Source organism: Bradyrhizobium sp. USDA 327, assembly GCF_041262065.1.
GTDB lineage: Bacteria > Pseudomonadota > Alphaproteobacteria > Rhizobiales > Xanthobacteraceae > Bradyrhizobium > Bradyrhizobium liaoningense.
Map to the genome: position 1 here is coordinate 189,782 of NZ_JBGCCW010000001.1, position 13,365 is coordinate 203,146.

At 57.7% G+C, this 13,365-nt stretch carries 8 protein-coding genes and 1 pseudogene; 2 read left to right on the forward strand and 7 right to left on the reverse strand.

Going from position 1 to position 13,365, the window contains the following annotated elements:
• Positions 1-2,219 precede the first annotated feature (2,219 nt).
• Entirely contained in the window at positions 2,220-2,609 is a 390-nt protein-coding gene (locus ABIA42_RS00900; protein ID WP_014497954.1) for a hypothetical protein, read from the forward strand.
• Positions 2,610-2,693: 84 nt separating this feature from the next.
• Positions 2,694-3,137 carry an NEL domain-containing protein gene (locus ABIA42_RS00905; protein WP_240536560.1) on the forward strand — a complete coding sequence of 148 codons (444 nt, stop codon included), beginning with the start codon at positions 2,694-2,696 and terminating at the stop codon, positions 3,135-3,137.
• A 546-nt stretch (positions 3,138-3,683) separates the two neighbouring features.
• Here ABIA42_RS00905 and ABIA42_RS00910 read toward each other — a convergent pair.
• From ABIA42_RS00910 to sctV, 7 genes and pseudogenes are all read right to left on the reverse strand, one after another.
• A complete protein-coding gene (locus tag ABIA42_RS00910; RefSeq protein WP_370115793.1) occupies positions 3,684-4,403 on the reverse strand; it encodes a hypothetical protein in 720 nt (239 codons plus the stop codon).
• Positions 4,404-4,457: 54 nt separating this feature from the next.
• Positions 4,458-5,207, reverse strand: coding sequence for a hypothetical protein (locus ABIA42_RS00915; RefSeq protein ID WP_011084600.1), 750 nt, complete (start codon positions 5,205-5,207; stop codon positions 4,458-4,460).
• A gap of 519 nt (positions 5,208-5,726) precedes the next feature.
• A pseudogene (locus ABIA42_RS00920) lies at positions 5,727-7,132 on the reverse strand (M16 family metallopeptidase).
• Between the two features lie 53 nt (positions 7,133-7,185).
• On the reverse strand, positions 7,186-8,532 hold the full coding sequence (locus ABIA42_RS00925) for a pitrilysin family protein (RefSeq protein ID WP_018647480.1): 1,347 nt from the start codon (positions 8,530-8,532) through the stop codon (positions 7,186-7,188).
• A gap of 1,114 nt (positions 8,533-9,646) precedes the next feature.
• Entirely contained in the window at positions 9,647-10,069 is a 423-nt protein-coding gene (locus ABIA42_RS00930) for a hypothetical protein (protein WP_011084606.1), read from the reverse strand.
• Between the two features lie 567 nt (positions 10,070-10,636).
• Positions 10,637-11,227: a tetratricopeptide repeat protein gene (locus tag ABIA42_RS00935; protein WP_370115791.1), complete on the reverse strand. Its 591-nt coding sequence runs from the start codon at positions 11,225-11,227 to the stop codon at positions 10,637-10,639.
• 30 nt (positions 11,228-11,257) lie between these two features.
• On the reverse strand, positions 11,258-13,357 hold the full coding sequence (gene sctV, locus ABIA42_RS00940; RefSeq protein ID WP_011084609.1) for a type III secretion system export apparatus subunit SctV: 2,100 nt from the start codon (positions 13,355-13,357) through the stop codon (positions 11,258-11,260).
• Positions 13,358-13,365: the final 8 nt, after the last annotated feature.

Below are 13,365 nucleotides of genomic sequence, written 5' to 3' on the forward strand. Positions count from 1 at the left end.
GCATCGCTTTGCAGCCGTCCTCGCTGCGATCGCGATCGCTGCGACATGGTGCACAGGACACGCTCGCGCGCGAGATCGGCGAGCCGAGGAAGTCTTGGCGTCGTGCAAATCAGACGTCATCCGCTTCTGTGACCGCTTTACAGGCCGTAGCGATGTTGACGTGGCCATGTTTTGTCTTAGGGACAATTTCAAAAACTTGCACCGCGAATGCCGGCGCATGATGCCAACCGCGGCAAACGAAAACGATGCACCGAGACAATCGCTCAACAAGCGCCCGGTAGGCCCTCATCGAGAGACGCGGCAGTTGCGAACTCGAACGATAGTGAAGTATTCAGACTGACGGGCGGCGGGGTTGGCCAGCTTGGTGGCTGAAGGTCGACCGGGCTGGAGCATCAGCCTGCCGAGGCGCAGTCGGCTGGGTGGGACCGATCCGTGATTGGATTGGCTCGATTAGCGATACAGTTGCCCAGGCGTGGTGCGGCCTTGAATTTCGAGTTTCGTGCTGCAGCAGTTGCGCTTTGTTCAGCGCTGTAGCCATTCGCGGCTTCGAGGTTTTGTGAAGTTGCTTTCGTCTCTCTGTGGCTGGTCCCAAGGGCAATCAGCGTCAGCTGTGGAGGCAGTGGACCGTACTGTCATCAATTTATGGCATTGTGGCCCGCGACTACGTATTTTTGCGGAAGTGGCTAAGTCGGCTGCGACAGCCAATGATTGCCGGAATATCAGCGCGTTTGTTTCATCGCGGTTGCCTTAGATTTCTCAGGATTACCTTCGGCTAGACTGAGCTGTAACAGATTGGGCTAGGAAACCTCTTTTGTTAGCCGCTGATCGATTTCCCCATGCAACCGCTTGATACCATTGCGACGTTCTCTATGGGCGCTTCAGGGGAGTCGCTTCGCCCGATTGTGGTGCTCCTGAGCGAATACACTTTAGAGCTCAAGGCGAAAGGAAACGCCGTCGACGAGAGCCGTTCAAAGGCAGAGAGCTGTTCATGCAGACGCTTCTCAAGGGCCTTGCGTTCGGTGCCAGGCAGGTCGGTGTTGAGTAGCCGGCGGCAGCGCCAGATTCCGTTTCGCAGCCATCTGATCTCACTTAGCGTATCATCAATCGAAGTCATCACGGATGTTGATCCTTAAGTGTAAAACATGGCGATGCTCGTCGAGCGGTCGTTCCCTGGCTCCGCATTCCTGCCGGATAGTTGAGCCGACAACGGCGTATCGCCCGCTCGTGTCCGGAGGAGGCGAGAAGTCCGATGTATGCGACGCTTATAAGTCAATATTATCCTACGCCGCGTTTGGCGAGAAATCGCGGCAGATCCTCGCGGTTTCAATGCGCCGCGAACGTGTGTCCTGCACAATTCCAGCGCTCATAGGGTTAAGCGTGTTTAACGCGAGATCAACAAGGCGCACTAGCTGCTCGAGTTATTTGGTCGCGGCGCAGCTAGGCTACACTGAGCTCGACACAGAAAATCTGTCGTACCAGTGACAGATGCACCTGTCCGATTATCCAGTCGGAAGGATACCGTGAAGAGCCGCCCGATCGCCGTTTGCCGGTTCACGTGACCAATGTTAAAATGGCTGGGAACTCCGCGTCGAAGAGAATTAGCGAGCCCGCGGTGTTGACATCGGGGCGCGCTGCGTCTCGTAGCCAAGCGCGTTAGCGCGATAGGCTGCAAGCTTTTGAGCTCAGCTATCGCCCAAGCGTTTGACCCCGGGGAGAAGTATGGCCGCCTCGCCTCACGTCACAGCAAAGTTGCCGGCCTAAACGCGCTGCTGCCGGCGGACCGGCACCCGCCACCAGCCGGTCCAGCACAAAGTGATTCGTCTGCGGAGAGCTGAGCCCAAGGTTACGGAATTACAAACGCCATCCGTCATTTCGTCGCTCCGGACTGCGTCAGGTTATCGACAGGTGGCGCTCGTATCATGAGCGCCGCTACTCCCTTGCAGGCTTGGCTCAATGGGCGCAGAGCTCGCAGGCGAGACCGGTGGACTGCAATATCAATTGATCCGCGAGCGAAACGCCGTCTGGATTCGCTACACTGTCTGCAGTGGGTGCTAGTTGCAGAAGCGTATCCGGGCCATTCGTGCCTGTCGGCACGCTTGTGGGATCGCACCTCACTCCTTGTGGGCCGGTGGCGCGTCAGCCATAGTGGAGGATTGGCGGTTCTAAGATGCGCCGCCCCGGCGCATTCGCTTCATTTTGCTACCGAAGAAACGATATCGATGAACACAGAACAGCTCGTCACTCGTATTCCTTCCGCAACTTCCGATTTGGAAAGCTCCGAACCAGGCTCTCCGGCCGCACCGCTGTGGGGAGAGACCTTGGCCGGCGTGCACACGTCCGCTGCCGGAGCGGTTGCCTCGCCGGAGGAGGTGCTGGCCAACTGGGCTGCCGAAGACGGGCAGGGGCAACATGGGGATCGGCAACAAGCGGTAAGCCGAACGTCGGCTTGGCGGGGGACGGGTGATCTCAATCAGCCGCTAGATCTGTCGTCTCGGTCCCTTACCGCCTTGCCTGCGCCCATTTTGGCCGAGGTGCGCCGCCTGAATGTGGATCACAATCAGCTCGACAGCCTGCCCGAGACACTTTCGACCGGCCTCCAGCGGCTCTAGGCCATCAGCAATGGGCTGACGCGCCTGCCTGCAGAGACCGTGAACTACCATCACTAGGCGTTCCGCCTGGCGGTCGCCGAAGATCTGCGGCAGGCAGCCGTCAGGCCCCGTTTACGCGAGCAGTATTTCGAGTTGGCTTCGGGAGCGAACGGGAGCTGCGAAGATCGCGTTACTTTGGTCTGGAACGGCATGCAGACCGCACGCCTGAACGCTGATGTCGAGGACGGACTCTATGACGGGCGCCTCGGCGAACTGCTCCAGAACGACCGCGTCTTGTTTCGCTTGGAAGCGCTTGACGGGATCGCGCGCGAGAGGGGCAACTCACTTCGCCGTGCCGATCCCGACGCGGATGTCGACGAGATCGAGGTTTATCTTGCCTACCAAGCCCAGCTGCGGGACGCCCTGGAGCTGCGGCACAACGCTCCCGACATGCGCTTCATGAATGTGTCTCAAGTGACCGAGGCCGATGTGGCCAGGGCCGAGGCGTCGGCGCGGGACGGGAAGCGGCGGAATTTCGGGACTATTTAGCGACGCGATGGCAACCATGGAAAGCGTGGTGAGGCGTATGGTACCCCAAGATTATGCTGAAATGCAGGAGCGGCTCGTCGGCGTGATGGGTGTACAATTTGAAACCCGCTTGGATGAGCGACTGGCTGAGCATGGTCTGACGGGCGATGCCGATGCCGAGCCGGTCCTCGGCGCCAGATACGAAACGAGATTGCCCGCGCGATCAAAAGCGCGCTCCTGCATCAGGTCCTCGGGAAGCTCGGCCTTCAGCTATGAGCGCACCTCCGAAGGAGGGTCCGTCGATCCGCCTCGCCGGTCACAAAAGTCAAAATTTAATCGACGCCTTCCGGGACGGACTGCCTGCATGACGGACTGTCTGCATGAGCCATTGCCGAATGAGCTCTGTTAATTGCGCCCGTGCGTCCGTGCGGACGATCATGGTATAGGATGGACATCCAAGAGAAGATTAGCAAAACGCAATGCGTTCACGTTGCGAGCGCCGTTGAACTCAGCGCTCAACGGCCTCTCATAGGCCAGACAAATAGATGGGGGATCAGACCGATCTCTTCAAGTCGCCCTCGTGCAACGTAGGCTACCGATGTCCGTCCCCCGCGGCCGATCCCACCTTCGCAGCGTCACACTCGAATCCAGATCGCGAAACATGCCGTAATTCCGCCGGATCCATTGATGCAGCTCGGTGGACCAGTCCTTCTCGTTGCGCAGATACCCAGTGAAGGAAAAGCCAAGCCGATCTATATATCTCTTAAGGAACAGCGGTAGTGCGGAAATTCGAATCACCCGATCGCCGTCCATCGCTTCAGGTAATCCGCCGCGCAGTGCGAATTCATTGTGGATGATGACCAGCGAGGCCGGGGGAATTCGCCGCCGCAGCATCTCGTAACCACGAAAGGAGATGCGATCTGCGCCCGCGACGAAGAGTACGACAGGGGTGACACAGCGCCGCGCCGTCTCCTTGACGAAGCCAATCTCCTCGCACATCTTGAAGAATTCGTCGAAGGCGTGAAAGCCGAGATCGATTACTTTGGGTACACGATCGTGAACGATGAGAGGGTCCATCAGCTGCATCTTGCCGTATGTGTCGATCACATCCGCGGTCTCCGTGATGTTGGGCAGGTAGTCGAGCAATGATGGCTCTTTCAAGTTGACGTCAAACGACAGCGTTGTACCGTCTTTCAGCAGCAAGAACTCGCTCATGGCCCGAGCGATGAGGGTTTTACCGACCTGCGGGCTAGGTGAGCAGATGATGTAGATGGGGGTCGCTAACATAGCCAGCAGATCAATTTCGTTCCGTGCGTGGGCTCGAGCTTGCCGGATATACGGCTACTTCTCGCCGGCCCGGGTGGCGGACTTGGCCCCGGCCAATTCCGTCAAGTTGATGCGATCAAATTCGCTCCAGACATTTGCCAGCCAGTGCCGGACATAGCCGCGCAGCACGAAGGAGTTGTTCGCGGGTTCATCATTGCGTCCCTTGTTCGCGACGAAGTCTATGAACGGGACGGACGCGACTTCCACCTGCTCATACGCCATCTCGTTAAGCTTCGGGATGGTCAACTCAGTCGCATGTTTGATGCGATGAAAATAGGAATTATAAGTGGCTTGATCCCACTGGAAGAATTGAGTGTCGTTGATGAAGTTCTTGACCAGGTAGTACTTTGCACCGGTCATGAAAGTCGCGGTTTCCTCGATCTCGTCTAGCGACGCGATAGATGATCCCAGGATGTGGAACACGGCAAATGTGATCTGGCCAGACCGTGCCGAGTCCAGAAAGCCGATGTTGCGCAAGGAAGCCAGCGCAGAGGACAGTAGGCCTGCGCGAGCATCGATGACAGTGACGGACAGCCCTGAGTTCAAGGTATCGAAGATCTTCATCTGGTCCGCCGTCGCAGTCATGTCGACGATCTCAGTGATCCCGGGGTAAAAGCGCTTCAGCGTTCCCCGGGGCGACTCCGTGTCGAACGCGCGTATTTGCACGTTATTGACGCTAAAGTAGTCCAGTAGCGTTCGTGATACGGTCGTCTTGCCGACTCCTCCCTTGTCCGCACCGACTACAATTACCACTGGCTTCACCATAGAAACATCTCCTGAGCTCTTGCTATTGCCGCGCGCAAAGTGCGCTATCGGCGCGTCACTGCTTTGGGTGCGAACATGGCGGAAAGAAGGGGCAATGAACCGCCGATGCGAGAGCTCTGCAACTGATAAGCGTTTTCAACATCTAGCGAGTAACGTCGCGTGATGATGCAGCTCCGGCAATGGGAGTAATCACTTGTACTGGTGATTTACGTGAGGTTTGTGTGCGGCTGGAATATGCGGGGCAAGAATCAAAGTCTGCCCATGGTGATCGTTGGATTGCCGTAGGTTCGCTATGGATGCTGTCGCTGCCGCTATCAAATTTTAATGGGAGACCGAGTCTTACGTAGCGTCAGATTGCGAGCTCGATGAAAGCGCAAATCGGGGGGATGCTAGGCGGTCCGACTATGGCTTCGCAGACCATCAAAGGTCTACTGGATCAGATCGCCGTCTTTTCGGCATGCCGAGGAATATCTCCACGAGCTAAAGGTGAGTGGCTAAAGGCCTCTCTGCGCGCGAGAGCTAAGCACATGGGCTGCTAGAAAATAAATTGGGCGGCGTCGTCGGGCCGGTGTCTAGCTGATCGGCGCCCGGCGGGGGTGTAGTCCTGGACGGCACAATGGCCGCCTGCGCTGCGTCCTTTGGGGCGCGGCCGACGATAATTGTGAGCAGACCCCCGCCCCACAGCCGCTGCGCTGCTCTCTTTGGCGTCTTCCAGCGTCACCGCATCGACGACGGCATTCTGGTTTTCGAGATAGTCGATAGGCAACTTGTCAAGCTGATGCTGCAGTAGCGTTCGCGCCAGTTTTGATGATGTGTTGAGAGCTACCAGTTGCGAGCCCTTCAGGTAGGACTTTGCGTCATCGAGCTCCTGCTGAGTCGGTCCTTCCGCGGCGATCTGTCGGACCTGCTTCTCGATTTCTTCAACCGTTTCACCGGCCCGATCGGCGCAGGTGCCGCTGGTACCGAGAAACATGGCTGAATGATCCAGCCAGACAAGCTGCTCACGGACTGAATAAGCCAGTCCGCGCTTCTCGCGGACTTCGCGGAACAGGCGTGACGTCAGGCCGCCGCCGCCGAGAATGTGGTTGACGATACAGGCGGGCATGAAACCCGGCTCGCTGCGACGGACGGCTGGACCGCCAAAAGTCACAACTGTCTGCGGCACATCGAGCTGAATAAAGACCCGCTGCGGCGGCTTTGCTGCGATGACGTCGGCGACCGGCATCGCTTCCGCGTTGCTCGGCAGGCTGCCAAAGGTCTTATCGAGCAGCTTGCAGACGGCCCCTGGATCAACCCCGCCGACCACCGCGATTTTGAACGTGTCTTTTTGCAATGACGCGCCGGACATAACCCTTGAGATCCTCGGCCTCTATCTTCGGCACGCTTTCCAAGTAGCCATCGACTGGGCGAGCATAGGGATAATCCCCAAAAGCGACTTCGAGGAACTTGCGGCGAGCCAGCGACGAAGGATCGGTTGAGTCGTGCCGAAGGCGCGCAAGCACAGCGGCACGGTTCCGTTCGACGTCGGCGGCCTCAAAACGCGGCGAGGTTAGCGCGATCCGTAAAAGCTCGAAGGCCTCCTCCGCGCTGTCATTGATCGTGCGCAAGGCACCGCGGAAGTGATCATGGGTCACGTGAAAACGCAGCTCAATGGCATGGCGGTCCAGCCGCTGATGAAAGGTCTTGAAGTCAAATTTGCCGGAACCTTCCTTGAGCAGCCCAGAAACCATGTGGGCTACGCCAGGTCTTTGAGCGGGATCCTGAGCCGCGCCGCCGGTGAAGGCATATTCCATCGAGATCAATGGGACAGTGGAGTCCTGCACGAACCAGGCTTCTATGCCGCAAGACGAAATCAAACGCTTGATCCTGGTCCGGTCCAGTGATCGTGGTGCGGCATGCGAATTTGACGAAGCGAGCACCGCCATGGAGAGGGAGGCTCCTCCAAGGAGGATCCCGCGTCGAGTGCAAGGATGGATCACTAGAGCGTCTCCCAGTGTTGCGGGGTAGACTCTTTGACGAGATAGCCGGTTACCGCTCGTTTCTTGTCGAGCCATATCCGCGCGGCCTCATGCACCTGCGGTGCGCCGACCGCGCGGATGTCGTCCGGCCAGCGTTGTACATCCTCGATGCATAGTCCCGTCGTCAGGGCGCGGCCATACCAGTGAGCGAGCAGTTCCTGACTGTCTTGGGCGTAGGCGACTTGCGCGGTTAGCCGCGTCTTCGCCCGCTGGAGATCTTCGGCACTCGCGGGATTACGGGCAATACCGGCGATTACCTCGTCGATGCAGCGCTCGATCAGGCTGAGGTTGGCGCCAGGCTTTGGTATGACGGAAATCTCGAATAGCGATGGATCGAGCGCGGCAGAGTGGTAGCTCGCCCTGGCGGTGACCGCGAGCTGCTTTTCGACAACCAGCGAGAGATAGAGATATGAGTTAATGCCGCCGCCCATCAACTGCTCGAGCACCTCAAGCGCTGGACCCTCGCCCGCGGCCGCGCTGCGAGTCGAGGGTACGAGATAATAGCGGCGCAGGGCCGGCTGCTCGACGCGGGCATCGGCCAGTGTCACTCTGCGCTGCGCGGCCGGCGGCGGTTCCTGCGGCCGCAGGCGTTCCTTGGGAATCGAAGGTTGCGCGGGGATGCCGCCAAACGTCTCCTTCACCATGGAGCGCATTTCCTTGGTGGCTACGTCGCCAGCGACAATCAGGATCGCGTTGTTAGGTGCATAGAAGCGCCGGTAGAAGGCAAGCGCGTCCTCTCGGGTAAGCTTTTCGATTTCCTGGCGCCACGCGATAATAGGGTGGCCGTAGGGGTGGTTGAGGTAAAGCGCCGCCATCATCTGCTCAGCAAGCCGGTTACCTGGATGGTTGGCGACCCTCATATTGAATTCCTCCAGCACGACGTCTCGCTCGGAGAGCACGTTCTCGTCCTTGAGAACGAGACCGGTCATGCGGTCGGCTTCAAATTCCATCATCTTGCCGAGGTGCTCTCGAGGCACGTGGTGGAAGTAGCTGGTGAAGTCGAACCCGGTAAAGGCGTTCTGGTAGCCGCTGGCGCGCAGCACGGCCTTGGAGAATTCATCCGCCGGATGTTTGGAAGTACCCTTGAACATCAGGTGTTCGAGGAAATGCGCAAGCCCCGATTTGCCGGGCGGTTCATCCGCGGAACCGACCTTATACCAGATCATCTGAGTGACGACTGGTGTGCGATGATCCTGGATCACAACCACCTGCAGGTCGTTCTGAAGCGTGAAGCATGCTGCTCGATCTGATCTGACCGTGCCGGCATAGACGCTAACCGCCGGAGTGGTGCGCGTCGTCGAGTCCAAGGCTTCAGGTGGCCAAATGTAACCGTCGACATGTCATGAACACAACCTTGCGCACAACGTCTCAGGAGAACTTGGCGTCTCTGGAGATTTGGGGGTAGATCAAGCGCGATATACGCTGGCACAACACTCAGCAGCTTGCCGTCACACATCTCGCTCTACACGATGAGCGGCTTGACGATTTGTCTGCCAGCGAGCAGCTCCTCTGAGTACACTGCGCCGAAGTAGTCCAGGATGAACGTGCGACAACAGCGTAGTTTATCGGCCGCGCGCATCAGGTGCCGCGGGGGAGCGCGATTGAGAAGATTTGCCGCAAAAGCCCATCGGTTGTTGACGCGCGAGGTAAACAAATGCTCAGCGATAGCTTCGATGAGACAGTGGAAGTCACTTGCCGGCCGTCGCGGTTTACGTAAGGCAAAGGGAAGCCGAGCGCACCGCTCACCGTCCTTAAATCACCTGCCAACAAGTCACTCAGATTAAGGATACCAAGGGCACCGCAGATCGCGGTCATGTGATTTGCGGTTGCAAGCCGGAGCCTGGTTGGCGCATGTTAACTACTTCGCTATTTCTCCTCTCTCTTATCTGAACGACAAGATGCCAGAAGGGCGTGGATGTAGCAGTGCCGAGCGGGTTTGATGAGGATGTGATCCTCCCGGAGGACGTTCATGCCGGCAAGATTCTGCCAACCAATCATGCCGTCCGCTGCCGGCGGCTAAAGGGCTGAAAACGGTTTGCGAGCAAGTTTTTTCCCGGGAAGGCAGAGGAGGAGATCCTCACATGGCAGGACCGGGTGTCATGGAGATCGTGCGCCGCCATCGCGCGCTGTAGCTTCGCAGTGCCGATAGACCGCGTCATTTCGGCTGATACAAGGAGGCTCTTTGCTGGCGCAAGCTGCAGATCAGGAGGAACACGAGGCTGCGGAGTCCGAGAGATAATCGATCTGCTGCTCGTCCGGCTTGATTCCGCCAGACGAAAGGACCCACAGCGCAGTCCAACTCCGCCTGCGGATACGGAAAAGATGTCGGTGCTCAAGAGTACATGCAGCAGGAAATGAGATAGAGGCCTGATCTTGCCCCGCCGATCCGGCCAATCGCTCTTCGTGTGATGCCTGTAGGCTCTACATAAAGTCATATTCCTCATCATACGGATCGTTCGCGGGCTTCGCTACACTCTCGGTATACTTGGCATTGCCGCTGTTGTCTTCAGTCGCGGCAAGATACAAAGGCGGCTTACCCGCCCGCTGCCAATTGCCGCCTTCGTTCTTCCATTTGTCATCGTGCTTGGTGGGATCTAGCACCATCATCGAGTCACTAACCTCAAGAAAGCCCAACGCTGCCGCGCGGGCTTTCGCTTCCGGATTGGAAGAGTGGGAGAGAACGAGCGGTTTGTTTCCGTCGATCTGGAGCTGATGTTCAAGCAAGATATCGCCCGCGTTCTCGACGAGCGGATGAGTAACCCGGAAAGCTATTGTTGAGGTGATTTCATCTCGTCCAGGAAATTGATGGCGCCAATCATTGTTGCCCTTGAACAGCTCACTCATGCGGCCTCCGGGTTCCGTTCTCAGAAGCCCGACGCTCTTGTTCCCAAGCTGATAGCTGAAAAAGCACGATTTCTCCGAAATAGACTTCGTGCCGAAGCGAAATGCAGTGTCCGCTGTGCGTGAGCCTTTTCGGAAACCCAGCGCGAGTATCGCTGCGGATTGGCAGCAATATCCTCTATGTCTCCTCCATAAAAATCTGCCAGCTTATTCTCAAACGAAGATTTTGAGATCTCAACCACCGGCCGCTCGTCAACCAGCGCGTATGGCGGGACTGCTGCCAAAGATGCATCAACGGAGCAGCTCGATGGCGCCAAACTCAGAGCAGAGAATACATCCAAGAATCTTGGGCTATCCGTGTGGGAGCCATCGTCCGAGCTCGTTCCCATTTCATCGAGCTCGGACGCACGTTCGCTGTTAGATAGAGCTTTAGTGTTTTGAAACATAACACGTCCTGTTATGTCGGCGAGGCCGCGCCGGAGTGGGGTTCCGCGCTCATAGTAAGCCTAGCTGTCGGCAAGCTGACAGCTAAGCATCACGCTTCGCTATTCCTGCCCGCTCTTGATCGCCTTATCTTGAACGAGCCAATGCTTTCCGGCTGCCCGCCTGAGGTGCTGCGCTGGCATCGCCGGCGTCCATCTTGCCTTGAAGGGCGAGGGACAGTCCGAAATTGTTGCGCAGCATCGGGTTTGCAGGTTCCGCCGCGAGAGCTTGGCGGTATAGCTCTTGGGCTTCCTGATGACGGCCCTCGTGATCGAGAACAACTGCTTTGGCATTTAATGCGCGCAGGTCGCCAGGGGTTGCCAATAACACGCCGTCGAGCACCTCAAGCGCATCATTCGGACAGTTGCGTGCCAGCAGGGCTCGCGCAAGAGGAATAGCCGCATCAATGTTGTTCGGCTGTTGCTTCAATGCGTCGCGCAGAGCCCCTTCATCAGCATCTCGGCCAAGCGCGTGCGAAATGCGCTCGCGCGCGGCGGGGTCGATCTCTTCGCTGTCTGCGAGGTCTGATGCGGACCTCTGCTGCGGTGAAAGGCCATGTTTGTCTGCGGTAGCGCAACCAACGAGCAGCACAACAGTCAGCATCGCAAGCAGAGCCGGCCGCAGCCTTGGACTGGCGGAGCACAGATATCGGCGGAAGCTGGTGTCATTAGATTTCATCGGCTACTCACAAGGTAGTGCTGCGCACTCTTAGCTTGCAGCTGTTAGGAGCCCTCCTGAGGAAGGCGCCTTTGGAAGCTTGACGGATCCGATCGGCCGGACCGTGAAGTCCGCGGCGAGATCTTGATAGGACAGAACAGGCAAGTCGATTCCGTTGCGCGTGAGAAAACCGCGCACGAAACGCCGGATATCCATCGAACCGAGGACGACAGGCTGGCTCTTACTTTGCGCGATGGTCGCATGAATCTGACGAAATTGTGCAAGCAGCTTTTCGCTCTGCCATTCATCCAAGACGAGATATGGGCCTACGGCCGTTTCCCGTACTGCGCCGCGGATGATTTCCTCGCTCTCACGCTCGATGATAAAGGCGACCACGACGCGATGGGCATTAGCATACCGGAAGCAGATTTGGCGTTTTAAGGTAGCACGAACATACTCGGTGAGCAGGACGGCGTTTTGCTCGCGCTCGCTCCATTCTGCCAATGCCTCCAGAAGCAAGCGGGTATTGCGGATTGGAATGCCTTCATCGAGCAAGCGGCGCAGGACCTCGGCGATCCGAGGGACGGTGGCCGTACGCAGTACCTCCTTCACCAGATCAGGGTATTCCTGCTCCATCCGAGCGAGCAATTGGCGGGTTTCCTGAATACCGACCAGGCGCTGTGCAAAGCGCGTCAATGTGGAATGGAGACGTAAGGCAAGAACTTCGCTTAGCCGATGATATCCGATTCCGGCGGCCTTGAGAGCCGCTGCATGCCGTTCTTCGATCCAGACCCGATTCGTTTCAGGGTCTTGTTGAAAGGGGATGCCGCTCAATTCGATGTTCGCGACATCGTCGTTGAGTGCCAAGTGCCCGGGATTGATCACATCACGCTCAACTGGCACACTATCGACATCGACCCTGAACTGCGACGAGGACAAGCTGTCGCCAATCTGGGCAGGGATCCGCGGAATGGTGATGCCAAGGTCCGCCGACACGAGCCTTGAAACACGCGAAATGCTCTCTTCCAGCTCGTCTTTGTCGATCGAATCCGTCAGGTTTGGTGCAAGGAACAACGCGATCGGAAGCGCTTCCGCATGTGCGGCCTGCTTTTGGACCGCTGCAGGAACCGGCGCCGATGCCGCGGCGCTAGCTCCTATTTTGGCGGCAGGCTTGTCGTCTTTGGGGCCGACCTTGACGTAGCTTGCGGCAGCGAACAGGACGGCCAGCACGGCAAACGGGGGCAAAGGAAAGCCAGGAACGAGCCCCATGAATACCAAGACGCAAGCGGCTAGCCTAAGTGCCTCCGTACTTGCGGTAAGTTGGTGAACGATATCGGCGCCGAGTCTGAGTTTGGAGGGTCCGTTGACGCGCGTGACAATGGTCGCGGCGGTAATTGACAGCAGCAGCGCCGGAATCTGCGAAATGAGCGCATCACCAATCGTCAAAAGAGTATATTGATGCAGCGCTTCATCGAGCGACATGCCCTTGGAGAGCAGGCCGATGCTTATTCCGCCAAGCATATTGATGCAGATCACGATCAGCCCGGCGATCGCGTCTCCCTTAACGAACTTCATGGCACCATCCATAGCGCCATGAAGCTGACTCTCTTGTTCCAAGGCGGCACGTCGGCGGCGTGCTTCGTGTTGATCGATGTGGCTGTTGCGTAGCTCCGCATCGATCGCCATCTGCTTGCCTGGTAGCGCGTCAAGCGTGAAGCGCGCAGACACCTCTGCGACGCGTTCGGCACCCTTGGCAAGAACCATGAATTGGACCATGGTCACGATCAAGAATATGACAATTCCGACCGCAATATTCCCTGAAATGACGAAGTCGCCGAAGGTGTGAATGATGCTGCCCGCGTCGCCTTCGGCGAGGATCAGCCGTGTTGTTGCAATCGTCAGCGCCAGCCGAAATACGGTGGAGATCAGGATGACGCCCGGCAAGGACGAGAAATCAAGCGGTGTGCTGAGATAGAGGGCAACCATCAGCAGCAATATGGCAAAGCCAAGATTGAAGCCGATCAGCATGTCGATCACGATGATTGGGATTGGCATGATCATCATGCCGATCGCTAGAAGCAGCATCAAGGCAACCATGAAATCCGGGTGGGCCGGAGCGCGCACGACAAAGCCGCGCAAGGTGTTGGCCATGATAGATC

Bases quoted from the DNA above. Each gene is read 5' to 3' on its own strand.
- ABIA42_RS00900 (WP_014497954.1), top strand. From the start codon at position 2,220: ATGAACACAGAACAGCTCGTCACTCGTATTCCTTCCGCAACTTCCGAT.
- ABIA42_RS00910 (WP_370115793.1), bottom strand. From the start codon at position 4,403: ATGTTAGCGACCCCCATCTACATCATCTGCTCACCTAGCCCGCAGGTC.
- ABIA42_RS00915 (WP_011084600.1), bottom strand. From the start codon at position 5,207: ATGGTGAAGCCAGTGGTAATTGTAGTCGGTGCGGACAAGGGAGGAGTC.
- ABIA42_RS00930 (WP_011084606.1), bottom strand. From the start codon at position 10,069: ATGAGTGAGCTGTTCAAGGGCAACAATGATTGGCGCCATCAATTTCCT.
- ABIA42_RS00935 (WP_370115791.1), bottom strand. From the start codon at position 11,227: ATGAAATCTAATGACACCAGCTTCCGCCGATATCTGTGCTCCGCCAGT.
- sctV (WP_011084609.1), bottom strand. From the start codon at position 13,357: ATGGCCAACACCTTGCGCGGCTTTGTCGTGCGCGCTCCGGCCCACCCG.